Origin of the sequence: Dermabacter jinjuensis, from assembly GCF_902381725.1 — a bacterium.
Lineage (GTDB): Bacteria > Actinomycetota > Actinomycetes > Actinomycetales > Dermabacteraceae > Dermabacter > Dermabacter hominis.
Genome location: NZ_LR698963.1, coordinates 1,842,372 through 1,868,724 on the forward strand (window position 1 = coordinate 1,842,372; position 26,353 = coordinate 1,868,724).

General features: G+C 62.9%; 22 protein-coding genes. 12 read left to right on the forward strand and 10 right to left on the reverse strand.

All coding sequences use genetic code 11. The annotated features are described in order from the left end of the window. The first annotated feature begins 1 nt into the window (after position 1). Genes lnt through FXY94_RS08200 form a run of 3 tightly spaced genes read left to right on the forward strand, consistent with a single transcriptional unit; the run spans position 2 to position 2,960 of the window. Positions 2-1,609 carry an apolipoprotein N-acyltransferase gene (lnt, locus tag FXY94_RS08190; RefSeq protein ID WP_016664560.1) on the forward strand — a complete coding sequence of 536 codons (1,608 nt, stop codon included), beginning with the start codon at positions 2-4 and terminating at the stop codon, positions 1,607-1,609. Next, entirely contained in the window at positions 1,606-2,349 is a 744-nt protein-coding gene (locus tag FXY94_RS08195; protein ID WP_016664561.1) for a polyprenol monophosphomannose synthase, read from the forward strand. The genes lnt and FXY94_RS08195 overlap by 4 nt, the downstream gene beginning before the upstream one ends. Then, complete coding sequence (locus tag FXY94_RS08200) at positions 2,346-2,960, forward strand: FxsA family protein (protein WP_084813952.1); 615 nt, start codon at positions 2,346-2,348, stop codon at positions 2,958-2,960. Before FXY94_RS08195 ends, FXY94_RS08200 begins: the two co-directional genes overlap by 4 nt. Before the next feature lie 39 nt (positions 2,961-2,999). Here FXY94_RS08200 and FXY94_RS08205 read toward each other — a convergent pair whose 3' ends face one another. The 5 genes from FXY94_RS08205 to FXY94_RS08225 form a co-directional block, all read right to left on the reverse strand. After that, positions 3,000-3,353 carry an RNA polymerase-binding protein RbpA gene (locus FXY94_RS08205; protein WP_016664563.1) on the reverse strand — a complete coding sequence of 118 codons (354 nt, stop codon included), beginning with the start codon at positions 3,351-3,353 and terminating at the stop codon, positions 3,000-3,002. Between the two features lie 92 nt (positions 3,354-3,445). Continuing rightward, the gene (locus FXY94_RS08210; protein WP_040386541.1) at positions 3,446-4,255 is read right to left on the reverse strand and encodes a glycerophosphodiester phosphodiesterase family protein; all 810 of its coding nucleotides are present in this window, start codon (positions 4,253-4,255) and stop codon (positions 3,446-3,448) included. Further along, on the reverse strand, positions 4,252-5,178 hold the full coding sequence (locus tag FXY94_RS08215; protein WP_016664565.1) for an SURF1 family cytochrome oxidase biogenesis protein: 927 nt from the start codon (positions 5,176-5,178) through the stop codon (positions 4,252-4,254). Before FXY94_RS08215 ends, FXY94_RS08210 begins: the two co-directional genes overlap by 4 nt. Then, the gene (locus FXY94_RS08220) at positions 5,175-5,570 is read right to left on the reverse strand and encodes a DUF3099 domain-containing protein (protein ID WP_016664566.1); all 396 of its coding nucleotides are present in this window, start codon (positions 5,568-5,570) and stop codon (positions 5,175-5,177) included. Before FXY94_RS08220 ends, FXY94_RS08215 begins: the two co-directional genes overlap by 4 nt. Continuing rightward, positions 5,560-6,081, reverse strand: coding sequence for a hypothetical protein (locus tag FXY94_RS08225; protein WP_016664567.1), 522 nt, complete (start codon positions 6,079-6,081; stop codon positions 5,560-5,562). The genes FXY94_RS08220 and FXY94_RS08225 overlap by 11 nt, the downstream gene beginning before the upstream one ends. Before the next feature lie 61 nt (positions 6,082-6,142). On the opposite strand from FXY94_RS08225, the gene fabG reads away from it, so the two are divergent. Then, positions 6,143-6,925, forward strand: a complete 783-nt coding sequence (gene fabG / locus FXY94_RS08230) for a 3-oxoacyl-ACP reductase FabG (protein ID WP_016664568.1) — start codon at positions 6,143-6,145, stop codon at positions 6,923-6,925. A 102-nt stretch (positions 6,926-7,027) separates the two neighbouring features. Continuing rightward, entirely contained in the window at positions 7,028-7,516 is a 489-nt protein-coding gene (locus tag FXY94_RS08235; RefSeq protein ID WP_051120652.1) for a SixA phosphatase family protein, read from the forward strand. A gap of 57 nt (positions 7,517-7,573) precedes the next feature. Here the strand turns inward: FXY94_RS08235 and glgC are convergent, their stop codons facing one another. Next, on the reverse strand, positions 7,574-8,824 hold the full coding sequence (gene glgC, locus FXY94_RS08240; RefSeq protein WP_016664570.1) for a glucose-1-phosphate adenylyltransferase: 1,251 nt from the start codon (positions 8,822-8,824) through the stop codon (positions 7,574-7,576). A gap of 211 nt (positions 8,825-9,035) precedes the next feature. Between glgC and glgA the strand changes: the two genes are divergently transcribed. Further along, positions 9,036-10,229 (forward strand): glycogen synthase, encoded by a 1,194-nt coding sequence (glgA, locus tag FXY94_RS08245; protein ID WP_016664571.1) that lies wholly within the window; start codon positions 9,036-9,038, stop codon positions 10,227-10,229. On the opposite strand, the gene FXY94_RS08250 is transcribed toward glgA, so the two are convergent. Together FXY94_RS08250 and FXY94_RS08255 are read right to left on the reverse strand one after the other, a co-directional pair. Then, complete coding sequence (locus FXY94_RS08250; protein WP_016664572.1) at positions 10,199-10,987, reverse strand: hypothetical protein; 789 nt, start codon at positions 10,985-10,987, stop codon at positions 10,199-10,201. The two genes, glgA and FXY94_RS08250, sit on opposite strands and share 31 nt — an antisense overlap. Continuing rightward, positions 10,984-12,516 carry an RNB domain-containing ribonuclease gene (locus FXY94_RS08255; protein WP_016664573.1) on the reverse strand — a complete coding sequence of 511 codons (1,533 nt, stop codon included), beginning with the start codon at positions 12,514-12,516 and terminating at the stop codon, positions 10,984-10,986. Before FXY94_RS08255 ends, FXY94_RS08250 begins: the two co-directional genes overlap by 4 nt. A 65-nt stretch (positions 12,517-12,581) precedes the next feature. On the opposite strand from FXY94_RS08255, the gene FXY94_RS08260 reads away from it, so the two are divergent. The 5 genes from FXY94_RS08260 to FXY94_RS08280 all read left to right on the forward strand — a co-directional run bounded on the left by FXY94_RS08260 (position 12,582) and on the right by FXY94_RS08280 (position 20,603). Next, on the forward strand, positions 12,582-13,376 hold the full coding sequence (locus FXY94_RS08260) for an ABC transporter ATP-binding protein (protein ID WP_040386545.1): 795 nt from the start codon (positions 12,582-12,584) through the stop codon (positions 13,374-13,376). Then, positions 13,373-14,194 carry a TrmH family RNA methyltransferase gene (locus tag FXY94_RS08265; RefSeq protein WP_051120653.1) on the forward strand — a complete coding sequence of 274 codons (822 nt, stop codon included), beginning with the start codon at positions 13,373-13,375 and terminating at the stop codon, positions 14,192-14,194. The genes FXY94_RS08260 and FXY94_RS08265 overlap by 4 nt, the downstream gene beginning before the upstream one ends. A gap of 150 nt (positions 14,195-14,344) precedes the next feature. Continuing rightward, positions 14,345-15,139: a hypothetical protein gene (locus tag FXY94_RS08270; protein WP_016664576.1), complete on the forward strand. Its 795-nt coding sequence runs from the start codon at positions 14,345-14,347 to the stop codon at positions 15,137-15,139. Beyond that, positions 15,139-16,947: a DNA polymerase Y family protein gene (locus FXY94_RS08275; RefSeq protein ID WP_016664577.1), complete on the forward strand. Its 1,809-nt coding sequence runs from the start codon at positions 15,139-15,141 to the stop codon at positions 16,945-16,947. Before FXY94_RS08270 ends, FXY94_RS08275 begins: the two co-directional genes overlap by 1 nt. 119 nt (positions 16,948-17,066) lie before the next feature. Then, positions 17,067-20,603: an error-prone DNA polymerase gene (locus FXY94_RS08280; protein WP_016664578.1), complete on the forward strand. Its 3,537-nt coding sequence runs from the start codon at positions 17,067-17,069 to the stop codon at positions 20,601-20,603. Here the strand turns inward: FXY94_RS08280 and FXY94_RS08285 are convergent. Both FXY94_RS08285 and FXY94_RS08290 read right to left on the reverse strand, forming a co-directional pair. After that, the gene (locus FXY94_RS08285; protein ID WP_016664579.1) at positions 20,600-23,191 is read right to left on the reverse strand and encodes a YhgE/Pip domain-containing protein; all 2,592 of its coding nucleotides are present in this window, start codon (positions 23,189-23,191) and stop codon (positions 20,600-20,602) included. The two genes, FXY94_RS08280 and FXY94_RS08285, sit on opposite strands and share 4 nt — an antisense overlap. Next, complete coding sequence (locus FXY94_RS08290; protein WP_016664580.1) at positions 23,188-25,938, reverse strand: MMPL family transporter; 2,751 nt, start codon at positions 25,936-25,938, stop codon at positions 23,188-23,190. The genes FXY94_RS08285 and FXY94_RS08290 overlap by 4 nt, the downstream gene beginning before the upstream one ends. A gap of 103 nt (positions 25,939-26,041) precedes the next feature. Between FXY94_RS08290 and FXY94_RS08295 the strand changes: the two genes are divergently transcribed. Continuing rightward, complete coding sequence (locus tag FXY94_RS08295) at positions 26,042-26,296, forward strand: TetR/AcrR family transcriptional regulator (RefSeq protein ID WP_016664581.1); 255 nt, start codon at positions 26,042-26,044, stop codon at positions 26,294-26,296. Positions 26,297-26,353: the final 57 nt, after the last annotated feature.

Genomic DNA, 26,353 nt, shown 5'->3' on the forward strand with positions numbered 1-26,353 from the left:
TGTGAAGGATAACCCCTCGGCGGCCGACGACATTCGTGAGGTCCTCGTCCCTCATTTCGAGGGAGAGAAATTTACACCGCCGATTATCGCGCTCCTCAGTGCCATCGCCGGCGGGTTTCTGTTCCACTTGTCTTTTGATCCTTACGGGCTCTGGGGGCTGCTTCCCGTTGCTCTTGGCGGGCTTATTTTTGCATCGTTCACGCGCCGCTGGATCACGGCTGTGGTTGCGGGCCTCGCCTTCGGCGTGAGCGCATTCATCCCGCTTTTTTCCTGGGCCAATATTTATGCGGGACTCGGGCCGTGGCTCGCCCTCGCCGCCTTCGAGGCTCTCTACATCGCCGTATTTAGTTTTCTCACTCGGCTCATACTCGTCCGCCGCGGCATTCGCTTCTCGAGCAGCGTGGGGATCGCGTGCCTGTGGGCGATCATGGAATTCGTGCGTGCAAGTGTTCCGTGGGGCGGCCTCTCGTGGGGAATGAGCGCGTTTGCCTTCTCGAACTCCCCTCTCTTGAACTTCGGCCCGTGGCTCGGTATTACCGGGCTTGGCGCTGTTTCGGGGTTGCTGGGCGCACTCGTGTTTAGCGCCCTGTGTGCGCTGACTTTTCGGCGGGCGAGGGGGCGAAACGGCATGCACGCCGTGTGGCCCGCATCCGTGGCGATCATTATTGTTCTGTGCGCCCTTGTCACGCCTCGGCCAGCCAATTCCGTTGACTCGGGCCATCACTCGATTCATATCGCCGGTATTCAAGGCAATATCGAGCGCCCCAAGGCCGGCTCGTACTACATTCCCGACACCATGTTCGACAATCACGTCGAACGCACCCGCGAGTTCCTCGCCACGAATGAGAGTGCACGCCTCATCGTCTGGCCAGAGGATTCAACCGGATGGGACGTGACCGCTCATCCGGAACGCATGGCGACGCTCAAGGACCTCGCGCGCGAATCGGGAGCGCCAATTCTCGTGGGCACTCAGCGGCCCAACGGTGAGAAAGCGCGCTTCAACACGTCAGTTTTGGTTGACGACAACGGTCTCACGGGCCAGGAATACACGAAACGCCACCCGGTGCCTTTTGGCGAATACATCCCTCAACGAGAGTTCTTCGCAAAGATTACCGACAAGGTTTCGCTCGTCGAGCGCGATATGACACCGGGGGATAAGCCCGGAATAATCGACCTCTCGGGAGCGAAAATTGGCGTGCTCATTTGCTTTGAGATTGCCTACGAGCAAAGTGTCGCCGATACCGTGAACGCGGGGGCTGAACTGCTCGTCGTCCAATCCAACAATGCGCTCTTCCTCGATTCTCACGAGTCCGTTCAGCAGCTCGCACAAGCGAAGGTCTTCGCCGTCATTTCGGGACGGAGTGTCGTGCATATTTCCACCGTGGGAGATTCCGCGATCTTTACTCCCGAAGGTCGCAAGCTTGCGGGCCTTGGCCACTGGACCGCAGGCACCATGACGGCGGACGTTCCCGTTCGCACGGGGCTCACCCCCGCCATGCAGCACGGTGTCGCGATTCGCGGAATCATCGCGGCGTGTGCAGGCGTTGTCTTACTAGGGAGCATTATTGCTCCGCCGCGTACCATCAAGGAAAGGCGTTCCCGTCCGTGACAACGCTCGTCATCATTCCCACCTACAACGAGATCGACGCGCTCCCGCCCACGCTCGAGCGCCTCAGGTCTGCAGTCCCCGAGGCGCACGTACTCGTTGTTGACGATGGATCGCCGGATGGGACTGGCCAGTGGGCCGATCGCCTCGCCGAATGCGATGAGCAGGTCCACGTCCTGCACCGTACGCAAAAGGGCGGTCTCGGGCCCGCATACCTCGCGGGTTTCGCATGGGGTCTCGAGCACGGCTATGACGTGCTGTGCGAGATGGATGCCGATTCCTCCCATAGGCCCGAGCAACTCGGAACGCTCCTCACGGCGCTCGAACGTGGCGCCGACCTCGCGATCGGCTCGCGTTGGGTCCCTGGGGGATTGGTCCACAATTGGCCCCTCAATCGCGAGCTTCTCTCGCGTGGCGCAAACACCTACGTAAATCTCGCTCTTGGGCTAGGCGTGAAAGATGCAACGGCAGGCTTTCGAGCCTTTCGCGCTCACGTCCTCACACGCGTTCTCGCGGGCGAGCACATCGCAAGCCAAGGCTACTGCTTCCAGGTCGATATGACGCGCAGGGTTCGTGCCGCGGGCTTCGTGATCCGGGAAGTTCCGATTGACTTCGACGAACGCGAATACGGTGAATCCAAAATGAGTTCCGCAATCATCAAAGAGGCCATGCTTCGAGTGACGCAGTGGGGTATTCACCACCGTCTCTCACAAGCCCGTTCGCTCGTGAAAAAGGGTGCATGATGAACGACGCTCGCCTCTCTCGTTCCCTTCCGGCATGGCTGCTGCCCGTCGGCGCAATCCTGCTCGGCATCGTCGAGATCGCGATCCTCATCTGGATCGGTTCTGCGACTCACTGGTGGGTACCTCTGCTCCTTATTGCCCTCGGGTGGGTCGTCGGCTTCGCTCTCATACTGTCCGCTGGACAGCAGTCGATCACGCGAATCATCTCTCTGTGGCGCGCCGCCACCGGCCGCGGCGAACGTAAGAAGCACCTGTCTCGCCCAGCCTTCACGCTGATCTCCGCCATGCTGTTCTTTTTCCCCGGCGTCCTCACCGACATCGCGGGACTCATCCTCTTGTTCACGCCCGTGCAGCAAAAGACGCTCGATACCGTAGGGCTTGGCTCCGGAAAGTCTTCGCGCCGAGTTCTTTTCACCTCGCATCGGGGATCGGTCATTGAAAGCGAGATTGTGATCGATACGACCGGGCAAGCGTCGGACCCCCAAGGCTCCCACCCTGGCACTACCGCACACCCGAGCGGCCAGCTCCCGCCTGCCCCCGAGAATGATCGCTCAAGCAGTGAGGGCGGAAACGGAAAAACGCCGCCCCCTTACGAGGGCGACGTTCTCTAAGATCTACGGTGGCGGGGGACAGGGCCGCCGCCACGGCCACTACAGGAAGTGGCGGTTCGAGTGGAGCTTACCGGCGCGAAGAAGCTCCAGGCGTTTGTCGAGAAGTTCCTGCAACTCTTCTTCTGAGCGGCGCTCGAGGAGCATGTCCCAGTGGGTGCGCTGAGGCTTACCGGGCTTGCCTTCGGGCTTTTCGTGATCGCGAAGAACGGCGGTCTCACCGCAGCGGCACTCCCACACGAGCGGCACATCGGCCTCTACCGAAAACGGGAGGATGATGATGTGCTTGTTGGGGCAGTCATACTTTGCTTCCTGGCGCGGAGCGGCGAGAACGCCGTCATCCGTTTCCATCGAAAGCGAACCGAGTCGGGTGCCTCGCAGTGAGCGAGAGTTCATCGAGCGACCTTCTTCCCTACATTGTCCGTTGTGGGCGCCTTTGGCGAATCTTCGCCAGCATTCACGACCTATGAACGCCTCGGCCGGTGGTGTTATTCCCTTCCGGGCCCCGTGCGGTGATTGGCACGAGCCTCGCGAACCTTCACGAGCCGATCAACACGGTTACTTACGATACCATCCACGCCCATGTCGAGGAGGGCGTGCATGGCCGGCTCGTCATCGATTGTCCACGCGTGTACCTCACACCCAGCCCGGTGTGCGGCGGCCACGAAACGGGGCGTAAGGATCGGGAGCCCCCTATAGCGAATGGGGACCTGGAGGGCCGCATAACGTGCGAGCACCCTTGTGCTCAGCCGCTCGGCCCCCAACCACGAGGCTGCAAGGAACGCCGCGACCGTCGTGCGAGAAGCGCTAGCCATGACCTGATGCCCGCAGGCGCTGCTCGCTCGTGACACGACTTCATGTGCGACCGCGGGATCAAAGCTTGTCAGGCACACCCGCCGACCAGCGCCCGTTCGCGCGATGGCTGCGACGGTGGGCTCTATGGCAGAGGCCGCCTTCACATCGATGTTGAAGGGGAGGTCGGGGAACGACGCGAGTGCATCATCGAGGCGTGCGATCGTGCCACGATCGTGCACACGGACCGTGCTCAGACGCGACCACGGGGTTTCGGCTATCGCGCGTGGGTCGCCGCCCGCGACTCGCGCAAGCGTAGGGTCGTGGAAGGTCAGCGCCACGTTGTCACTGCTCGCGCGTACGTCGGTTTCCATGACGTCCGCCCCGTGCGCGCAGGCGGCTGCAAAGGCCTCAAGTGTATTTTCTCCACCTTCAGGCGCGAAACCGCGGTGGGCTATCGCGCGGGGAAGAGGTCCCGAAAAGTATCGACGCACTGGCGAGCTCACGACCCGTACCCTTCGTCGAGCAGCGAATCTTCCTCGTCCTCATCTGTGCCGCGCGAGCGGTGTCGGGTGTGACGAGTGGCGCCGTACCGCCGCACAGAACCGCGAGCAGGCGCCGCGGCGACATCGTTGGCAACGGTGGTGGCTAAGGCGGCGTCGGACTCCTCCTCGCCCTCGTAGTCGCGAAGCGTACGACGTGCCGCCACCACAAAACCGAGCACGAAAAACGCCGAAAAAATCCACCACTGAAACGCGTAGGACAAATGCGGGCCAAGCGAGGTCGAGGGTTTTTCCAGGGCGGAAAGCCCTTCCGGAGCTACCCCGTTCTCGCTTACGACTTCGCCGTAGGCGCCCTCGAGGACATTCTCGAGCTGCGGTACTTGAGAGAGGACGTCAGTCGCATTCACCGAGTGGAGCTGCCCCGGGACTTCTGGTCTGTCGGAGAGCCGGGGTTCGCGCGGCCTCAAGCGCGCGACGAGCTCGACCTCGCCGGAGGGAACTTTCGGTCGGGACGCAGGAACCGAGTCCGTCTGCCCCGTCGTGACCCAGCCGCGTACGGCCAGAAAAGTACTGCCGTCGTTCGTCTCGAACGGGACGAGCTGCCAAAACCCCACGCTCGAACCCTCAACACGGTTTCTCACGTACAGCACACATTCGGGGCGCGAGCAATAGTGGCCGCGGGCGCGCACGACGGTGTAGTCATCGGCTGCGGCTAATTTCGACCGAGCCGAGGAGGGCGCGTCAGCGAGCGCAATCGGCTCGGCATCGTAGTGTTGCTCGATCACCGCCGCCCGGGCCCGCTTTTCCTCAAAACGATTCAATTGCCAGATGCCAAGCCGCACGCACGTAAGCGTCGCGAGCGCGACAAAAAGGAATGCGAGCGCCCACCGCCACGTCACAATTGGGCGAAGATCGACGCGCCTCACAGGTGCTCACCGCCCCATGTCTCGCGGACCGTGCCGTCCTCGTCAACCGTGATGAACGGCTGAGAAGGCTCTGCCGTAAGAACAAAGGGAACGGGCTGATCATCGAGGCGCTGCTCCCGGTTCGGTGGTGTGGGAACCGCCTGGTCGTTGGCAACGAGGACCGCGAAAAGGGGCAGGACAACCGCTCCGATCAACGCGACAAGCTTCCATACGCCAGGCACAACGATCAGCAGGGCGAGGCACACCATGCGTATCGCCATGGCGAGGATGTACGTCCGTGAACGGCGCGACACATCGGCAGAGCGCGCAATGGGAATCGCCGCGGGTGGCGCCGAAAAAGACGTGTGAACGCTCGCGGGAGGGACGGAGTTCTCGAGGGGATCAGAGGGCATGAACGCCTGACAGCGAAGACGAGTGCAGCAACGATGCCGCGGCGCTTTCACCCTTCGGCAGCTCGTTCATCGCAAAGGAGAACAGTTCCGAGAATCCATAGACCGCGGCAGCCACGAGGAGCGCGCCCACCACGCACAGGCACACGTTCACGATGATCCGCCTGCGGCGAGCGTGCGGATCGTAGGGGCCAAACGCTCGCGGCTTCTCCGGGGGAAAGCCATTGATGAGCGAAGAGCCGGCTTCGCTTGCACTCACGTGCCCAGGAAGTTCAACGGTCGCGGGGTACTGCCGGATACGCTCAGCCACGATCGCACTTGCGTGGACGTTTTCGCTGCGCACAACGGGAGCGGGAACAGTGGGGGAAGGTCCGACGGTGGAAGTGTCATAGTCAAGACGCCATCCCGCGGGGACTTCCGGCCACTGAGGGTTCGGTTGCCACGACTGCGGAAGCGTCCCGGTACCCTCGGGAGGCTCGGGCCATGACGGAGGCGGATTAAAGCGTGACGTCACCGGTGCTCTCCTCCCGCGTGCCAATCGTGTCTTATGACGTGCCGTCCTACCATCGTAGGCTATGCGCCGCCGCGCAATCTTTAGCGATAGGCTTGGGCCGAACCTCATTCTTCCACAGCGTGAAAGGGCAACTGTGACCTCTCGAAGCGTGTTGATTACCGGCGGCAACCGTGGCATTGGCTACGCGCTCGCCGAACACTTCCTTTCTCTCGGCGACAAGGTGGCCGTCACCTCGCGATCGGGGGAGGGCGGCCCCGAAGGTGCGCTCACCGTTAAAGCGGACGTCACCGACCCGTCATCGCTCGATGCGGCCTTTGCCGAAGTCGAGGAAGCACACGGGAGCGTCGAGGTCCTCATTGCCAACGCGGGTATCACTGACGACCAGCTCATGCTGCGCATGAGCGACGACTCCTTCGACAATGTCGTCAATACAAACCTGAACGGTACGTTCCGCACCGTAAAGCGGGCCATCAGGGCCATGATGCGTAAGAAGAAGGGCCGCATCATTCTCCTGTCGTCAGTGGTGAGCCTCCTCGGCTCGCCCGGCCAGGTGAACTATGCCTCGTCGAAGGCTGGCCTCATCGGTATGGCACGCTCGCTCACGCGCGAACTTGGCTCGCGCGGCATCACGACCAACGTCATTGCCCCCGGCTACATCGAGACGGAAATGACGCGCGGGCTCGACGAGGCTCGCAAGGAGCAGTACCTCTCGCAGATTCCCGTCGGTCGCTTCGCAGCACCCTCTGAGGTCGCAAAAGTTGCGGCGTTCCTCGCGAGCGACGATGCGTCATACATTTCGGGCGCCGTCATTCCTGTCGACGGCGGCCTCGGCATGGGACACTAAAACTGCGCACTTCCACAACGAGAATTAATGTCGAGCGCGCCTTGGGCGCAGAACGGGTGAAATCGCGTGAGTGATGAACCTCCTAGTCGCATCCTTCTTTTGATGCGGCATGGAAAAGCAGAATCGGATGCCGCAAGCGATATGGAACGCGTGCTCACTGATCGAGGGCATTCGCAGGCCAGGCTCATCGGTGACTACCTTTGCGCGCAGGGGGTACGGCCGAGCTGTGTGCTCGTCTCCTCTGCGGCGCGTACGCAAGAAACGTGGAGCGATGTCCACGCGTCACTCGGGAGCCCTGAATGCAGCGTGAGTGTGCTCGACGAGCTGTACCACGGAGGTGTTCGGGATGTGCTCTCACTCATCCGGGACGTCGATGATTCTTGCCGGGTTCTCCTCGTCGTTGGGCACGAGCCCACCATGAGCCAACTCGCTGCTTACCTCGGCAATGACGATGACTCTGATCCCGCCTCCCTAGCCCAGGTGCGCATCGGTGTGCCGACCGGCTCCATGAGCGTCCTTACCTCGAGTGTCGATTCGTGGAAAGACGTCGCAGAAGAGGAGCTCAATCTGCTCACCCTCGTGCGGGGCTAGCGCGGCTCACGCAAAAAGGGAGGGGCCCCGACGGGCACCCTCCCTTTTTCTTTCAGGTCAGTGCTGCGGCGCGATGATTGTGCCCTTGCCAATCACCGTGATTCCTGAATCCGTCACGGTCCATCCGCGAGCGAGGTCTTCCTCGCGGTTGAGGCCGATTTGGGTCCGCGGAGGAATCACGATGTCTTTGTCGATGATCGCGCGGTGGATTTGCGAGTGACGGCCAACTGTCACATTGTCCATAATCACCGAATCGGAAATAGAGGACCACGAGTGGAGTTGGGCCCCCGGCCCGATGACGGAGTTGGAGATTTGCGCGCCCGACACCACGACGCCCGCTGAGACGATCGAATCGACCGCGGTTCCCACACGACCCGGGCCGGCGTGAACGAATTTCGCGGGTGCGAGGGCCGATCGCGATTCCGTAAACACCGGCCACGCGGTGTTGTACAGATTGAAGATCGGGTGGATCGAGATGAGATCCATGTGTGCTTCGTAGAAAGCATCGAGCGTTCCGACGTCTCGCCAGTAGTCGCGGTCGCGGTCCGTAGAACCAGGCACGTCGTTGCGAATGAAGTCGTAGACTCCCGCGTCGTTGAGGTTCACGAAGTGGGGCACGATGTCGCCCCCCATGTCGTGGTTTGACTCGCCGTTGTCTGCGTCCCTCGTGACGGCCTCAACGAGGGCGTCGGCGGTAAACACGTAGTTCCCCATCGAGGCAAGCACCGAGTTCGGATCATCCGGCAGGCCCTGGGTCTCCTTGGGCTTTTCGACGAACTGCGCAATGCGAGTGGGATCTTCGGGATCGACTTCGATCACGCCGAACTGATCGGACTGCTCGATGGGCTGCCTGATCGCTGCCACCGTGCACGAACGACCCGATTCGATGTGGGCCTCTACCATCTGCGAAAAATCCATCCGGTAGACGTGGTCTGCACCCACCACCACGATGTAGTCGGGCTTGGAATCACCAATGATGTTGAGGTTCTGATAGATCGCATCGGCGCTCCCGAGGTACCAGTGCTTACCCATGCGCTGCTGAGCAGGCACGGGGGCGACGTAATTGCCGAGCAGTGAGCTCATGCGCCATGTCTTTGCGATGTGTGTGTCAAGCGAATGCGACTTGTATTGAGTAAGGACGACAACCTGGAGATAACCGGAGTTCACGATGTTGGAAAGCGCAAAATCGATTAGCCTGTAGGAGCCTCCAAACGGCACGGCGGGCTTTGCGCGATCGAGTGTGAGCGGCATGAGGCGCTTGCCTTCACCGCCGGCGAGAACAATTGCGAGGACCTTCGTTGCGACCATGCTTCAATCGTACTGCACAGTTAGGTGCATCACGTCCTCGTTTACCGCGTGCTCATTTCGGAGCCGCTTAGCTTTTGTTTCGCGGGAACGTACCGGCCATGCGAGCTTTCGTACGTGTGACTATCATGACAATGCGGAGGGCGAACAGCCAGCAGGTGCAGCGCCCAGCCCGTTTCGCCCTTGACGTCTCACCTAGGTAGGCAGTTCCGTAATGCGCGTTGACATCCTGACGAAGGAATACCCACCCGCGATCTATGGAGGCGCCGGCGTTCACGTCGATGAGCTCAGCAAGGTTCTTCGAAGCCGCATCGACGTACGCGTACGCTGTTTCGGCGAGGAACGTAGCGAAGCCGGCGTCCAGGCCTATTCCGTCCCCGAAACCCTCGCCAGCGCTAACTCCGCCCTCCAGACCTTCGGTGTCGACCTCGCCATGGCGCAAGACTGCGCTGGTGCGGACCTCGTCCACTCCCATACCTGGTACGCAAACTTTGCCGGGTTCACCGCGCAGCAACTCCACGCGATTCCGCACGTGCTATCTGCTCACTCCCTCGAACCACTGCGCCCCTGGAAAGCCGAGCAGCTGCAAGGCGGGTACAGGCTTAGCTCTTTTGCGGAAAAAACCGCTTACGAGAACGCCGACGGCATCATCGCCGTCTCCGGAGGAATGCGCGAGGACATCCTCCGCTCGTACCCGAAAGTAGATCCGGCGCGCGTCCACGTCGTGCATAACGGCATCGATGTCACCGCGTGGAAGCCGAATCCCTCGACCGATGTTCACGAGCGATACGGCATCGACCCTCATGCCCCCACCGTCATCTTCGTTGGACGAATCACGCGCCAAAAGGGGCTGCCGTTCCTGCTGCGCGCCCTCGCCACCCTCGATCACAGCGTCCAGGTCATTCTGTGTGCCGGCGCTCCAGATACTCCGGAAATCGCCGCCGAAGTCGAGCAGCTCGTCGCCACGCTCAAATCTAAACGAGAGGGCGTTTTCCTTATTTCGGAGATGCTCCCGCGTCACGAACTCACGCAGGTACTCTCGCACGCCACCACATTCGTGTGCCCGTCTGTGTACGAGCCGCTCGGCATCGTTAATCTCGAAGCAATGGCCTGCGGTATCCCCGTCGTGGGCACCGCCACCGGCGGTATCCCCGAAGTGATTGTCGATGGCGAAACCGGCATTCTCGTGCCGATCGACCAGGTGAATGACGGCACCGGCGCGCCCGTGAATCCGGATAAGTTCGTTGGGGACCTTTCCGACGCCCTCAACGAGATCCTCTCGAACCCGCAGCGCGCCCGCACGTGGGGCGCTGCCGCACAAAAGCGCGCACGCGATCACTTCTCGTGGGAATCCATCGCCGATCGCACCGTTGAGGTTTACAACGCCGTTCTTGGCGTAGATGCGTAGCTGAGCGTGAGGGCAAGCACCTCGCGCCCCTCCCGTGCAAGAATTCGCAACTCCTCTAAAGCCTTCTGCGCTCCTGCATCTGACGAGGTCGTTGCCTGCGCGATCGCGACCTCGGCAAGAGACACCATGCGCCCGGCGAGCCTCGCAGCGTGCGCATGTGTATCGGGCATGCCCCGTGGAGGCTCGACTAAAACAAACCCCTGAGGGAGCGCCTCAGGCCTTACGGGTTCCTCGGGAATGAGGTCGTATTCGACAAGCCGTTCGTGGGTGTGTGAAAGGGCTCGATAGAGGCGCTCACGTGCACTTGCCGCATCCGATGCCGCAACGGGAATCGGTGTCGGCGACACGTCGAGCCTTGCGATGTCGAGAGTGCGCGCCTCAGCATGCCGGGCAGGGGCGACGGTCAGCAGGTGCTGTGCGATAGCGCCGTCTCCAACCGTGAGGGCCTGCCCGCCCGCGAGCGCTGCCATCACACCTCGCGGGCCGCCGGCGATTCCGGCGATCCTTCCGGGCTCGGGCAAGACGACCGTGAGCGTGGGGATGGCGAGGGCACGCACGTCGAGAATCCACGCGAGCGTGTCGAAGTGCGCGCCACCGAAAGGACCAACGCCCGCATCAAGGAGATCAGCGGCCTCCTCGATCGGCATGTCCCGGCGCAGTGCGGCTCCCGCAAACAATGACAGCGCACCGAGGTAGGGCGCCGGAATAAGGTCGCGCAGAGACGTAGGCGCTTTGGACGTCGAGGCGATGATTCTCATGCGGGCGTCGGACCCTGCGCACCGGCCGTGCCACGCGCGCGCCCTGCGCTCACGACCGTGAACTCCGCCCAGTTCCGAGACTCCTCCACCCGTTCAAGGCGCGCTTTCACGCGCGTGCCTATCGGAAGGTTCTCCCCGTCAATCCACCGCGCCACCGGGGGATTGCTGAATTGAACCTCGATTCGATCGGGGCGAGCATTCGAGGGGTTCGATCCGCCATCGGTCGCGGGCCTGAAGTCAAGCACCGTCCCCTCGAATTCACTTCCCACAAGCGTCGACAGAACACCGATTTCGGCGATTTCGCGCGCCTTCTTCTCCACTGCCGAGTGGCGTTGCTGGGCGCTGTGCATGAGCGAGGGGAGCTCCGGCAACGCCGCACGAACACGCTCATCGAGCGGTGCTCCCGTCTTGAGGCTGTGGCAGACATGGAGAACGAAACGGTCGACGAGGCGGCGCAGGGGCGCGGTGGTGTGCGCATACGGGGCCGCAATCGCCGATTGTTCGAGAACCTCCGGAAGCGTGCCGTCGAACGCCTCGTATCCCGCCCCTCGAAAGAGTGATGTCGCCTGGTCAAGGAGGGCAAGGTGGCGCCCCTTGCGCCAGTCGAGCGTGCGAAGGAATTCACCATAGGGGAGGTCCTGTGGCCACGGCTCTTTCAGGGCTGCAGCTTGCGCGCGAAAGCGCTCGATCGCCTCGGGAGCTGCCGGAGGCATCGTGCGAAGAATGCCGAGCTTGCCCTCGATCATGATCTGTGCGGCGGCCATCCCCGTCATGAGGGAGATTTGCGCGTTGTGCTCTTCGATTGGCTCGGGCAGGCGCCACTGAAGGTGCACGGAATCGTCATCGGTCACGACTTCCTGTTCGGGCGAGTTGAGCGAAGCTCCTCCGCGTTCAATTTCGAGCGCCGCCCGTTTCTCTCCCACCTCGACGAGCAGCTGCATCACACTGCCTGCTTCACCGCGTTCGAGTGCGCGCTGAACCTCGGTGTAGGCGAGCTTTTCACGATTGCGCACGATGGCGCGCGTAAGGTTCACGTGCGTGACGCTTGCGCGCTCGTCGAGGGAGAAGTCCCAGACGAAGGCCGGAGTGTCTTTGCCCGGTAGGAGTGAGGCTTCGTCTTCGCAGAGGACGACGGGGTGCAGCGGGATGCGCCGATCGGGTAGGTAGAGCGTGAGGCCACGCTCACGAGTCTCGGCATCGAGAGGCCCGTGAGGCTCGACGAAGAGGGGGAGATCGGCAATCGCGTAGCGCACTCGGTAGCCCGTGCCGTCACGCTCAATGTGGAGGGCCTGATCGAGATCCGTTGAGCTTTCGGGATCAAGGGTCACGAACTCGATTGCGGTGAGGTCCTCGTGCTGTGCCGCATGCTCTCTCCAGGTGCGAGCTGCACTCTCGGCCTCGGCGAGGGCGGCCTCGGGGTACGTGGTATCGATGCCAGACTTTTCGAGTGCCTCATCGATTCGTGCCGCGACTGTGGTGAGCGGCGCTTTCTTGCGGTCGCCGGGCATTGAGAGGCGTTGAACGGGCACAGTTCACTCCTTGGAATAACGGTCCGTTTTAGTGTAGTGAGCATCGCCTGCCGTAGGCTGGAGGCATGGTTGCTGTGTGCTCGTTGAGCGATGTTGTAGTGCGCCGTGGCGCAAAGACTCTTCTGGATCACGTCGACTTCCGTGCCCGTGAGGGGGAGCGGTGGGTCGTGCTTGGCCCGAATGGTGCGGGCAAGTCCACCCTCATTCGCCTGCTCGCGTCGCGATTGCACCCCACAAGCGGGAGCGTGCAGATTCTCGAGGAAAAGCTCGGGCGCGTTGACGTGTTCGAGCTTCGACCCCTGATTGGCCTCTCCAGCCAGGAGCTCGCCGAGACGGTTCCCGCACAGGAGACGTGCCTCAATGTTGTTATGACGGCCGGCTACGCGGTCGTGGGCCGCTGGCGCGAAACGTACGAGAGCGAGGATGAACAGCGTGCCCGCATGCTCCTTGGCGCGTTTGGGGTGGCCCCGCTCGCTGAGCGCACGTTTGGCTCTCTCTCCACCGGGGAGAAGAAGCGCGTGCTTTCCGCCCGTGCGCTCATGACCGATCCCGAGCTGCTTCTCCTCGACGAGCCCGCTTCAGGCCTCGATGTGGGAGGCCGAGAGGAACTCGTGCGCTCACTCGGGGCTCTCGCAAAGGATCCCGCGACCCCCGTCACGATCATGGTGACGCACCACCTTGAAGAGATCCCCACGGGGTTCACCCATGCACTTTTGCTGCGCGAGGGACGGGTTGTCGCCTCGGGGCCAATCGCCGAGACCCTTACTTCGCAGAATCTCACGCGCACTTTCGGCCTCCCGCTCGCTCTTGAAGAGCGCGGTGGTCGTTATTTCGCGACGGCAGTTCCGCTTACGCAATGAGCCTCGTCTCGATGAGCGCGCACGCGGATCATCCGCTGCTCGCCGATTACGTGTCGATGACCGACGTCAAGCTGCGCTCGTGCCTCGAGGTTGAGCGCGGCTTGTTCATGGCTGAAAGCTACAACGTGATCGAACGGGCCCTCGAGGCAGGCGCCACGCCACGATCGTTCATGATGAGCGAGAAGTGGCTCGAAAAATTCTCGCCTCTTTTTTCGCGCTTCCCTGATGCTCCCGTTTTTGTGGGCAGCGAAGCTGAGCTCGAGGAGACGACGGGCTTTCACGTGCATCGCGGCGCTCTCGCGTCGATGCAGCGACCGAAGGAGCGCTCCGTCGAATCCGTCATTGAGGGGGCGCGCACCGTCGCCGTGCTCGAAAACATCGTGGACCACACGAACGTCGGCGCGATGTTCCGCAGTGCGGCCGCCCTCGGCGTGGATGCGGTTCTCGTCACGCCTTCTGCAGCGGACCCGCTGTACAGGCGCGCGATTCGAGTCTCGATGGGCACGGTCTTTCAGGTGCCGTGGGCGCGCTTTGAGTCATGGCCTCGCGGGGGAGTGGACCTCCTGCGTGCGCGCGGTTTCGATACGCTCGCACTTGCACTCACGGAGAATTCTCGCCCGCTGCACGAGGTTGATCTTTCGGCTTCACGAAAGGTGGCCTTCGTTCTTGGCACCGAGGGGCATGGGCTCACCGAGCAGACTCTTCGCGCCGTAGATGAGAGCGTGATTATCCCCATGAGCGGTGGCGTCGATTCACTCAATGTCGCCGCAGCGAGCGCAGTCGTGTTCTGGCAGCGCGAGGTATCTATGCGCGCGTGAGGTGCGTGCAAGTTTAAATGTCTCACCCCTCCCCACAATGGGAACATGTGTTCGATACTGACGCAAGGACCCCCGGATCACTCTTGATCCCGCACCCTTTTCGCCCTAGTATTCGAACACGCGTTCTATTTTGTGTGAGTGGAGAGGGCAATGTCCGTACAGGTTTCTGTAGCGCCGCGCATCGCGGCGGATCCGCAGCGCCTCGCGCTCGCACAGTCAGTCCTCGGTCAGGCAGAGGCGAAAACTCAGCGCGAGCGCGGCCCAGTGCGTGGGGAGGAACTCGAGCGCAGCGGGCACTCGTTCCCCGTTCCCCGGGCTCTCGAGGAACTCATTTCGCGAGGTGAGGTGCGGGCGGGTAGCAGCATCGAGGTGACGGGGCCGTGCGGAACGTCGCTCGCCCTTGCACTCGCGGCGGCCGCCATGGGGGAGGAGTCCTGGTGTGCCCTCGTGGGTATGCCCCACGTGGGGATCGCCGCGTGCGCCGATATCGGCGTAGATCCGCGGCGCACCGCTCTTATCCCCGATCCAGGGGCGCAACTTTCTTCCGTGCTCTCCGCGCTCATCGATGGCATCGAGGTGATTGTTCTCGGTGCTGATCTCGCTCTCACACCCGCGCAGTGGCGCACGGCAAAAAATCGCGCGCGCACACAGGGGTCCCTACTCATTCGCCTGGGGGAAGCACGCTGCGACCTCGCCGTGCAGTCCTCCTCGCCACGCTGGGTGGGGCTTGCGCGCGGCTCGGGCAGGCTCAGGTTTCGCAGCGCTCGTGTCGCGGCGTGTGGCAGGGGTGCTGCGGGTTCCGGTTCAGCAATGGAGATTCGTATTCCGACGCCTGCCGGGGTGCTCGCGAGCGCACCGCGCACGGCGGTGCCCACCTCACGCAGGGGCAAAGCACCCTCTCGGGCGCGCGCGACGCTCACACTCGTGCAATCGGGGAATCGATGATGGCGCAGTCCACGCGCACCGCATGCGTGTACATCGATAATTGGCCCGTCCTTGCCGCGATTGAGAGGTACGAGCGCGCCGGCGAGAAAGTGCCGAACGAGATCGCGATTATGGAGCATCATCGTGTTGTCGCTGCCAGTCCCTCGGCCATGCACGCCGGTGTCGCACTTGGCATGAAGAAGCGTTCTGCCGAGGCCTTGTGCCCGCACATCGCGGTTGCAGAGCGCGATCTCGATGCCGAGTGGCGCGTTTTTGAAAGCGTGTGCGCCGCCGTGGATACGGTTGCCTCGGGGATCGAACCTCTTGGGCCGGGAACGCTTTTGCTTCATGCGCGAGGTCCATCTCGACACGCCGGGGGAGAACACGCTCTCGTCCGTGCTCTCCTCGATGCCGTCGCCGATCATACGGGCTGGGAGAGCTCCGTGGGAATCGCCGACGGCCCACTCGCCGCCATTCTTGCCTCTCGCTCCGGGCGCATCATACTTCCGGGAGAATCGGCGCGTTTTCTCGCCCCCTTCCCCATAGAAGCGCTCGAGCACGCCCCCGTGGGGGCGGGGAAACGCTTTTGCACACCCGGGGTTTTCGAGGGGCCCGCGCACGTAGCTGAGTTCATCAGCGTGCTTCGCCGCCTCGGCATCACCTCTCTCGGCGCGCTGAGCAAGCTTCCGCGCTCCTCGGTGAGTGAGCGTTTTGGGCCGCTCGGCGCGCTCCTGCACATCCTCGCGTGCGGAGGTGAACCGGGCGAAGGGGAGCGCGTGCGGCCAGCTCAGCCAATCCTCGTCGAGCGTCACCTCGATCCGCCGCTCGAGCGCGTCGATCAGGCTGCGTTTATCGCGCGCCCCCTTGCCGAGGAGCTCGCCGAAAAGCTGCGAAAACACGGCCTTATGTGCACGCGGCTTCGCATTATCGCGCGCGGTGAGAACGGGAGCGAAGTTGAGCGCACGTGGCGCCATGAGGGCGCCTTGAGCATCGATGACGTCGTGGATCGCGTGCGTTGGCAGTGTGACGGGTGGATACTCGCTGCCGAACGGGGCGCCTCACGCCCGGGCGATCCTCGCGAGGGCCGCACAACAGCTGCGCCCATCGTTCACGTGCAACTCATTCCCGTGCACACCGAAAGTGCGGGGGAGTACGCGCAGCGGCTGTGGGGGCACGCAAGCACGGCCGAAAAGCGCGCCGCGCGGGCCCTCACGCGTGTGCAATCACTAGCGGGGGAGGAGTCCGTTCTTGTCCCTGCCGAAAAGGCAGGCCGTTTTTTGAGCGAGGCGATCACGGTGCTGCCCTTTCGCGCGGTACGCGTACGCGAGCACCGCGAGGGGCCGTGGGTGGGCTCTTTTCCGCGCCCCTTGCCTGCCACGGTTTTTACTGAGCGGATCACCGCGCGTCTCCTATGCGAGGGGCAAGCGGTCTACGTGAGTGCGCGGGGACTGCTCACCGGCACCCCTGCACACCTCGTTCTCACGCATGCGGAAAATGGCGTGAGCGCCGAGGGCGCGACACACGCGAACGCCTGCGCGCACGATGCAGCAGGATCCAGGAGCGCAGCCGTAGCCGCGAAAGGCGACGTTGGACGTAGCCGGAAAGGGGAGGAGCCTGCGCCGCTTCCCGCCGCGCTTCGCCACCTCGGCTACGAGAGGCTGCTCCCCATCGCGCACTACGGCCCTCCCATCCTCCTTGATCAGCGGTGGTGGTCCGAAGGCGCGGGAAGCCGTAGGAGCGCGCGGCTTCAGATCGTGCTCGAGGGAGGGGAGGCACTTGCCCTACTCTCACGCGAGCGCGCGTGGGAGGTGGAGGCACTCTATGACTAGGGCTGTTTTGATGACTGCGGGTGTCGTGACGGGCGACTGTTTTGCGTGGGTCCTATGTGACGCACGTGAACGTGGTGGATTGTGCGTCTTGCCGGGTGAACATGAGTGCAGGGACAGGCATGAGTAAGTGGTTTCTTGGCCCGCCATCGTGGCGCGACCTCGAGGCGGTGTTGAGCGATCGGCCGGTTCCCGTGCGTCCCACGGTGACGGTTGTGAACGCGGGCACTCCACACGAAAGGGAACACCCGCGAGGGCAAAGCTCACGCCTGCATGCCCCAGCCCTCAATGCCGAGCTCGACATCCCCTTTGCCGAGCTTCACGCGCATTCGCACTTCAGCTTTCTCGACGGAGCCTCGAGCCCGGAGGACATGGTTGCCGAAGCTTCACGGCTCGGTCTGCGCGGCCTCGCACTCATCGACCACGATGGATTTTACGGAGCCATCCGCTTCATGAAGGCGGCGTCGGAAGCCGGCCTGCCCACGATCTACGGCGCTGAACTGACGCTTCCCACAGGGTTTACAGCCGGACTCCCGGGGCCGTCCGCATGCCCCTCTCCGCTTCGTGCGGCTGCGGCAAGCGCGCCACGCACGGGCAGCGCTGATCCCGAGGGCGAACACCTCGTGCTTCTCGCGCGTGGGGTGGCGGGGTACCGAAGGCTTTCGTCCCTCATAGCGCGTGCGCACCTTGCCGGCCCCGGCAAGGGCACGCCGCTCTACAGTGCTGCAGGCGTGGTCGAGGCGCTCACAAGCGGCGACATCGTCGTTCTCACGGGGTGCCGAAAATCCCCATTCACGCAAGAGCTCCTTGCTCTCCTCCCGCAAGGCGACCTAGAGCAATCGGCGTATGCAGCCGCGCGCGGAATCGAGGCCGCACTTCGCGCAACCGGCACGCTTGAAGCCGCGGGTACTCCCGCCCGCGATGGCGGAGCCCCGCGTGTGATCGTGGAACTTCCCCTCACAGGCGATTCCCTCGAATCCGAACTTCACGACGCGCTCGTGCAAGGTGCACGCATCGTGCGAGAAGAACACGGTTTAAGCGAAGCCGAGTTGCCCGTCGCTCTCACCTCCAACGCGCACTACGCACGCCCGGAACACAAGCACCTCGCGGATGTCCACGCCGCACTTCGCGCACGGCGCAGCCTCGCTGACGCGGACCCTTTCCTCCCATCGCGTCTGGCCCATCTCAGAAGCGGAGCGGAGCTTGCACAACTCGTGCCGCGCTACCCGCGCGCGATCACGACCGCCGCGCATCTCTCCTCGAGCCTCGCGTTCGATCTCTCCCTCGTCGCTCCACACCTTCCTCCTGCGCCCACCCCCGAGGGCCACAGCGAGGAAAGCTGGCTTCGGGCCCTCACCGAACGTCTCGGCGAGGCGCGCTACGGGCCGAGGGCGAACCCGCGCCTCGAGGGAGCGTGGGAACAGATCGATCATGAGCTTCGCATCATCACTGAGCTCGGCTTTCCCGGCTATTTTCTTATCGTCTACGACATCGTCGAGTTTTGCCGCGCACACGAGATTCTGTGCCAGGGGAGAGGCTCGGCCGCGAATTCCGCCGTGTGCTACTGCCTCGGTATCACGTCGGTTGATCCGGTCTTTCACGGACTACTGTTCGAGCGTTTTCTCGCTCCCGAGCGCGATGGCCCACCGGATATCGACGTCGATATCGCCGCGGACCGGCGCGAGGAGGTCATCCAATACGTCTTCACACGCTACGGGCGCGAGAACGCCGCGCAGGTCGCGAACGTCATCTCGTATAAGGCGAGGCTCGCGGTCCGCGATGCGGCACGAGCACTCGGCTATAGCGTGGGGCAGCAGGATGCCTACGCAAAAATGATCGAACGATCCTTTTCGTCTTTACGCGAGGCGAATATCCCCGAGGACGTGAAGACCCTTGCCGCCCAGCTTCGGGATGCTCCGCGACACCTCGGGATCCACTCGGGCGGGATGGTGCTGTGCGATCGGCCCGTCATTGATGTCGTGCCGATCGAACACGCGCGCATGCAAGGCCGAACGGTCGTGCAGTGGGACAAAGACGATTGCGCGGATGCGGGACTCGTGAAATTCGATCTCCTTGGCCTCGGTATGCTCACGGCCATTGACCACGCTTTCTCGATCATCGAACAAGCCCACCAAGAGTCGTTGACCCTCGCGAGCATCCCGCAAGAGGACCCGGCGCTGTACGACATGCTGTGCAGGGGCGATGCCGTGGGGGTGTTCCAAGTGGAGTCGCGCGCACAAATCGCGACTCTGCCTCGCCTCAAGCCGCGTGAGTTTTATGACCTCGTCGTCGAGGTCGCCCTCATTCGCCCTGGGCCCATCCAGGGTGGAAGCGTGCACCCGTACTTGCGCAGGCGTTCCGGCGCCGAGGACGTCACCTATCTTCACCCTCTTCTCGAGAAATCCCTCGGCCGCACTCTCGGGGTGCCGCTCTTCCAGGAGCAGCTCATGCAGATGATGGTCGACCTCGCGGACTTTACGCCTTCGCAAGCCGACCAGCTACGCCGCGCGATGGGGTCGAAGCGTTCAACTCAAAAGATGGCGGCGATGCGCGAGGCAATGTTTGACGGAATGGCGAAAAACGGCCTTACCGCCGAGCAATGCGAGCTTGTTTACCGCAAAATTCTCGCATTCGCGAGCTATGGCTTTCCCGAGTCGCATGCGTACTCTTTCGCCTACCTCGTGTATGCGAGCGCTTTCCTCAAGTGCCACTTTCCTGCAGCCTTCACCGCCGCGCTCCTGCGGAGTCAGCCGATGGGGTTTTATTCACCTCAGTCACTCGTCTCGGACGCCCGCCGACACGGGGTTGAGGTGAGGGGAGTGGACATCGCCTACAGCGACGCCTGGGCAAATCTCGAGGTCGATGCCGAGCACTCAGCCGCAACTTTCGCCGAGCGCGCAGAGGCGTGCGAGGGCGGGCATCCACCGCAGGTCTGTGGCAGCGAGGCCGCGCGCGGGCCGGTGATTCGCCTTGGACTCGAGTCGGTGCGCGGAATCTCGCGCGCATTCGCCAAGGAGATATGCGAGGAGCGTGCGCGCGCTCCCTTTCGGTCAATTGCCGATCTTGCGCATCGCACGGGCGTGAACACACATCAGCTCGAGGCGCTTGCGACGGCGGGGGCGCTTGACTCACTCGCCCCCTCAAGGCGCGCAGCTTTGTGGAGTGCGGGTGCGGCGGGAGGCGTGAAACCCGGGACGATTCCCGGCCTCGCCCTCGCGCACAACGCTCCCACGCTTCCCGGAATGAGCGATGCCGAACTCATGGCAGCAGACACGTGGGCCACGGGAGTCTCTCCCACGCGCCACCCGTTCACGCTTGCTCGCGAGGAACTCCTCGAAAGCAGCGTGCTTCGCATCGAGGACGCCAAGAAAGTCGAGCACGGCACGCGGGTATGGACGGCAGGACTCATCACGCATCGCCAGCGTCCCGCGACCGCCACGGGCATCACGTTCCTTGGCCTCGAAGATGAAACCGGGATTCTCAACGTCGTGTGCTCACACGGCTTCTGGAGGGCCAACAAGGCACTCCTTCGCACGGCGCCCGCGGTCCGTTTGCGCGGCCTCGTGGAGCGCAATGAGGATGGCGTCGTAAGCTTCCTCGCCGATGCCGTCGAATCACAGTCGCTCGACGCGACCACGACCTCGAGGAACTTTTGCTAGCCCGCGGTGCGTGCAACCCCTATGCTCGGCGACTGATGGGGGGCCGAAGAAGGCTTCACTCGGCGAGCCCCGCGCGAAAACACGAGCGTCACTGCGAAGCTTACGGCGGCAAAGAGGGCGAGTTCCGCGAGTGTCGTTCCGGTCGAGACGATCGCACCACCGAGGGCAGCACTCACGAGGCCCTGGGAGGCAACGGTGAGCGGCATGAACGCGGTGAGAGATTGCAAGAGCGAGGGGGCGCTCTCGAGGGGGAGGATCCCCACGAGGGAAACGACCTGGAGCACGAGGACGATGATTGACACAACTCGGCCTGCTCGCGCGCCAAACACGGTCAGGAGCATCTGATGCACGATCGCGAAGCACAGAGCCGCGGCAATCGTGATGGCAGCAACTGAAGCGAGCGAGGCAACGGGGACGCCAAAGACCACGAGCAGGCCGATCACCAAAAGCGCTTGGAGAGCGGCAAGGACGAGGGGCCACAGAAGCGAGAGCAGCGCCACCCGCCACATGGGACGAGCCGAATTGAGGAACCGCTCGCGAAGCGCCGGCCATACAAGGAAGATCCCGAATGCTCCGAGCCACAGGCCGAGGGCCGCGACAAACGGGAACGTGGCCACCGCGCCGCCATCGGCTTCGTTTTCACGCGAGGTCGAAAGCGTCACAGCCTTCGTGCTCACCTCTGCGAGATGCGTACGTTCACTTTCGGAGTAGCTCGGCACCTGATCGGCACCGTCCCGAAGTCCAGTCGAGAGTTCGCCGCTGCCGTCCGCGAGGCGGCGAGTGCCGTCGGAAAGCTGAGTTGTTCCCTCGGCAAGACCATGCGCACCTTCTGAAAGGGGGGCAGTGCCCCTGGCGAGCTTCGAGGTACCGTTCGCGAGCTCGTCGGCGCCGTCGGCAAGCTGGCCCGTGCCCGAGGAAAGCTCACTCGTGCCCTCTGCGAGCCCCTTGGCTCCCTCATCGACCTGGGCGGCGCCAGTCGAAAGCTTTGCGGCACCGTCAGCAAGTTGCGCTGCCCCGCCGCGAGAGGCATCTACGCCATCGGCGACCTGCGCCGCTCCAGGGGCGAGCTGCGCCGCGCCATCTCCGAGCTTCGCGATCCCACCGTTCAGCTGATTGATGCCGTCTACGAGCTGAGGTGCAGCGTCGGCGGAGGCCATCGCACCGTCGGCGAGCATTTGCGCGCTTGGTGTAAGGCCCGGGTTTTCGCGTGATCCGTCGCCCTCGAAAACGGTGTCGACGGCCTTTGGAACAACGTGATCGGACAGTGCCGACCGCACTCCGTTCACGCCTTCCTCACTCATCTGAGTGAGCCCGCTACACATGTCCTCCAGTCCCGCGACACGCGGGTCCCCGCTCAAGCGTGGGTCGACGCTAAAGGCCTGTTCGAGTTCCGTACAGCTCGCGGCGAGTGTGTTCATCGATTCCGCGAAGCCCGGTTGACCGTCGCGCCCCGTGTCGAATGCTTGATCGATACCGTGCTGAAGACCCTGCGTGAGTCCCTCTTGGGCTTGGGGGAGTCCTGAAGCGTACTGATCGAGGCCTTCCGCCAGCTGCTGCGCGCCCTCGGCGAGTCCGGGGTTTTCCGCGCTCCCGTCGCCGTTGACCCCCGACGCGAGCTTTTCGGCGCCTTGGCGAAGCCCGGGCTGCGCGTCGGTGCCGTTGAGTCCGTCGGCAAGCTGGGCAACGCCTCCAGAAACTTTGTGCGCGCCTTCGGACAGCGCACCTAGACCGTTCGAAAGGTCATCCGCACCACCGGAAAGATCATCTGTTCCAGAAGCGAGTGCGCCTGTACCGCCCGTAAGCTTGTGCGCTCCATCAGAGAGTTTCTTCGTTCCCTGATCAAGCCCGCGCACGCCATTGGCAAGCTCCCCGGCTCCGTCGTCGAGCGCGACCACGCCGCGGTTCAGCTCATCGACTCCTGTGGCGAGCTTACCTGCGCCGTCGTCGAGCCCTTTCGCACCGTCCGCGAGTTCGTGGGCGCCATCGGACAGTTCCCCCGCGCCGTCGGCGGACTTGGTGAAGCCGTCCTTGAGACTGTTAAAGCCCACGTACACGCCATCGAGGTATTGCTTCGCCATCGTGCCGTTAAACTCGCTCGCGATGACCTGAGTAATGGCCTGACCCACCATCGAGTCGAGCATGCCCGAGGAGTCATTCGTGTTGACGATCACGGTAGCCTGGCGAGCATCGGCCTTACCCATGGTTCCCACAGCGTCGCTGAAGTCCTTGGGGATCACCACGACCGCGGAATAGGTGCCGTTCTCAAGCCCGGATTCAGCGTCTTTCTGGGTGGTGAGCTGCCAATCAAAGCCCGCGGAGTCGAGGTTCGCCAAGCTGCCGTCGGAATTCTCGTTCTTCATGGTACCCGGCTGCGTGAGTGCGCCCGCGAGAAGCCTTCCGAAGGGGACGGTCTGCGTTTTGCCGTCCACCTCCATTTCCGTTCCTTCATCGAGGTTCACCACGGCAGCGGGGACGTTGTCGAAGCCTTCCGCGCGGTCTTTGAGCGCCCAAATACCCACGCTCGCGACAAGGAGCGGCAAAAGCACAACGATGAGGAGGGGCTTTGGGAAGCGAGCGAGAGTTTTCATGCGTATGCCTCCGCATCTGTATTCAATGGCAGGGGGTCGGTGTGGTCGGTGACGAGGGCTGTCAGGGGCAGGACCTGTACACGCGCGGGATCCCGCAGGCGTTCGGTGAAGCTCGCGGTAAGAGCGTCTTGGCCAATCACGATTGTCGCCCCGTGCGCAGCGAGCAATTCGAGCCGCTGCGGCGTCGCGTCATCGGCCTCAAGAAGGTCGGAAAGGGATTCGATGACAATAATCCGCGAGTCTCGTTCTCGCACGAGTGCGTGGGCACTTGCGCCTCCGCGGCCTTCGGGGTAGAGCTCAACGTGTGATTGGGCCGCTCCCGTTTCGCCGGGAACCTGACGGTCATAGACGAAGAGTGTGCCTGCTGAGGGCTCGAGGCGCGCCGAGAATAGCGCAAGCACACTTGCGCGCGCGTCCACATCTTCGCTTGCGATGAGAGTGATCGATCCCGGGGAGATTGCACCCGAGAGAGGGCCGAGCTGCCCGCGGCCGCTCATGCGCGGAATTTCAACGTCGCGAAGCCGAAGCGCACTGGTGCCCTTCGCTGCCGTCCATTCACGGTGCTCGAGGGCAACCCCGAGTCCCTCACCTTCGACGTCAAGGTGGGGGAGAAGGCGGTCGAGCACAGCGGGGAAGTGCCAAGCGCGATCGCCGAGAAGCGCGAGAACGGCCGGTACGAGTGTCATGCGCACAACGAAAGCGTCCACGAAGACACCGACAGCAAGGGAGAGGGCGATCGGTTGAATCATGTACATCGACCCGGGAATGAAACCCGCGAAGATGAAGATCATGATTGCCGCGGCCGCGATCACCACGGGCGCCGATGCCGTGAACCCTCTCATGATGGCCTGACGGGCATCACGGGTGTGCATGTACTCCTCACGCATGCGGGTCACGAGGAAAACTTCGTAGTCCATCGCGAGGCCGAAGAGCACGCCGAGCGTCATGATCGGCAAAAACGCAATCACGGGGCCCGTGGCTTTCGCCTGAAGGAGGTCCGCACCCCATCCGTAGGTGAACACCATGGAGGTCACGCCGAAGGCAGCACCTGCGGAAAGAAGGAATCCGGCCGCAGCCTTGAGGGGCACCCAGATACTTCGGAACACCATCGCGAGAAGCACGAGGGAGAGCCCCACAACGAAGATCGTGAAGGGCAAGAGCGCCTTGTCGAGGCGGTCGGCAATGTCGATCGCAACGGCGGTGGAGCCCGTGACTTTGATGTCGGAGATGCCGAGGTCCTTTTCCCACTGAGGTGCATCGGCACGGAGCTCATCAACGACGCTCTTCGTGCGCTCCGAAGTGGGGCCTTCCGTCGGTCGAAGTACCACGACCCCCATGTCGGCACCCATGTTGGGCGTGGCGATCTGCACGCTATCAACGCCGTCGATCGCGAGAACATCACGTTTGAGCTCATCCATGACGCCGAGTGGGTCCTCGGTGTTGATGATGTCTGCCGTGAGCATGATCGTCGCGTTATGACCCGCGCCGAACTTCTCGGTCACAATGTCGTAAGCTTCGCGGCCGTAGGAGCCCGGGTCTTCCGTGCCCTGGTCGGGAAGCGCGAGCTCGAGATCTTTGAAGGGAAGGGCCACCGCGCCGAGTCCCACGATCACCACGAGAATCGTCACGAGAGGGAAGCGAATGGCGGCACGAACCCAACGCTCGAGTAGGGGCGTGCGGCGAGGGCGTGCGGAGGGGTCCGACGCTTGCGTGGCTGTGCGTTGACGCTGACGTTTGGGGCGAATCCGCTCACCGAAGAGCCCAAGGATGGCGGGCAGCAGTGTGAGCGCGGCGAGCACGTTGCAGGCAACCGCGACGGCGGAGACAACGCCCATGACGGTGATGAACGGGATGCCTGTGATGAAAAGGCCCACGAGGGCGATGACGACGGTGAGGCCTGCGAAGATCACGGCGCTTCCGCTTGTAGCGGTCGCGCGTGCGATGGATTCATACGGGTCGAGGCCGCTTCGCAGTTGATCGAGGTGACGCGACACGATGAACAGCGAGTAGTCGATGCCCACGGCGAGACCGAGCATGAGTGCAAGCGTCGGGGTCGCCGAGGAAATGGTGAAGATGCTCGTACCCATGAACATCACGATCATCGAAACGATGATGCCCGTGATGGCGGTGACGATCGGGATGAATGCGGAGCGAACTGCACGGAACACGATGCTGAGCACGATGAGGGCCGCAATAACGCCGAGAACCTCCATGATGCTCATCCCCATTTCGGGGGTCATCGTGACCTGGCCTCCGATGTAGGCATGGAGGCCGTTGTCCGCCTCGGTCGTGGAATCGACGATGTCGGTGAGAGAGTCCAGGGTCTTTTTGGGGACGGCATCAAGGTCAGGATCGAGTTGAATGTTCGCGATGATCGCTGTGCCGTCGTCGCTTTTTTCGCCCGGCGTATCTTTATCGAAGGGGTTCGTCGCTGTTTCTACCCCCTGGACATGACGGGCCTCACCCATCGCATTCGCGACCTCTTTTTCATGCGCGTCGATGGGGGAGCCGTCTTCACTCACAAAGATGATTTGGCCACCCGTACCACCGAGCTGCGGGAAGCGCGTCGCGAGAGAGTCGAGCCCCTCTTGCGCTTCGGTGCCCGGAACACTGAAGGCGTCGTCGAGCCCCTTTCCGGCCGTGATTGCGCCCGCCGCTGCAAGAACAATGATGGCCAACCAGGCACCGATGACCTTCCACGGCGAACGCGAGGCCCACAGGCCGAGGCGATAGAGAGTCGATGACACGCGGGCTCCTCCACATGGTCAAGGTCCGTCAATACGATTTCGTATCGAGTTTGATATTAGAATGTCTCAGCTGGCCATCCAAAGACCCTGCGGAGCCCCTATTGTGAACCTCACAACACCCAATGACACCCCACAGCTGCGGTCAAAAACCCATACCCGCCGCAAGCTGATTGAAGCCTCGATTGAGGTTTTCACCCAAAAAGGCGCCCAGGGCGCGACCGTTGACGACCTCACGCGAGCGGCAGGCTTCACGCGCGGAGCGTTCTACTCGAACTTCACGTCCAAAGAGGAAGTCTTTTGGGAGGCCTTCGCCGTCGTCACGAGTCGTTCACTGCAGGCAACTTCCTCCGTGCCATGAAACACCGACAGGCAAGTACAGGGGCTCTTTGAAACTCTTGAAGCGCTTCGCCCGCTC

What these genes read in the sequence shown, in the direction of transcription:
- glgA (WP_016664571.1), top strand. Translation starts at nt 9,036, where the DNA reads ATGCGCGTTGACATCCTGACGAAGGAATACCCACCCGCGATCTATGGA.
- FXY94_RS08275 (WP_016664577.1), top strand. Translation starts at nt 15,139, where the DNA reads ATGGCGCAGTCCACGCGCACCGCATGCGTGTACATCGATAATTGGCCC.
- FXY94_RS08285 (WP_016664579.1), bottom strand. Translation starts at nt 23,191, where the DNA reads ATGAAAACTCTCGCTCGCTTCCCAAAGCCCCTCCTCATCGTTGTGCTT.
- FXY94_RS08260 (WP_040386545.1), top strand. Translation starts at nt 12,582, where the DNA reads ATGGTTGCTGTGTGCTCGTTGAGCGATGTTGTAGTGCGCCGTGGCGCA.
- glgC (WP_016664570.1), bottom strand. Translation starts at nt 8,824, where the DNA reads ATGGTCGCAACGAAGGTCCTCGCAATTGTTCTCGCCGGCGGTGAAGGC.
- FXY94_RS08265 (WP_051120653.1), top strand. Translation starts at nt 13,373, where the DNA reads ATGAGCCTCGTCTCGATGAGCGCGCACGCGGATCATCCGCTGCTCGCC.
- FXY94_RS08270 (WP_016664576.1), top strand. Translation starts at nt 14,345, where the DNA reads ATGTCCGTACAGGTTTCTGTAGCGCCGCGCATCGCGGCGGATCCGCAG.
- FXY94_RS08200 (WP_084813952.1), top strand. Translation starts at nt 2,346, where the DNA reads ATGATGAACGACGCTCGCCTCTCTCGTTCCCTTCCGGCATGGCTGCTG.
- FXY94_RS08205 (WP_016664563.1), bottom strand. Translation starts at nt 3,353, where the DNA reads ATGAACTCTCGCTCACTGCGAGGCACCCGACTCGGTTCGCTTTCGATG.
- FXY94_RS08250 (WP_016664572.1), bottom strand. Translation starts at nt 10,987, where the DNA reads ATGAGAATCATCGCCTCGACGTCCAAAGCGCCTACGTCTCTGCGCGAC.
- FXY94_RS08235 (WP_051120652.1), top strand. Translation starts at nt 7,028, where the DNA reads ATGCGGCATGGAAAAGCAGAATCGGATGCCGCAAGCGATATGGAACGC.
- fabG (WP_016664568.1), top strand. Translation starts at nt 6,143, where the DNA reads ATGCGCCGCCGCGCAATCTTTAGCGATAGGCTTGGGCCGAACCTCATT.
- FXY94_RS08280 (WP_016664578.1), top strand. Translation starts at nt 17,067, where the DNA reads ATGAGTAAGTGGTTTCTTGGCCCGCCATCGTGGCGCGACCTCGAGGCG.
- FXY94_RS08220 (WP_016664566.1), bottom strand. Translation starts at nt 5,570, where the DNA reads ATGCCCTCTGATCCCCTCGAGAACTCCGTCCCTCCCGCGAGCGTTCAC.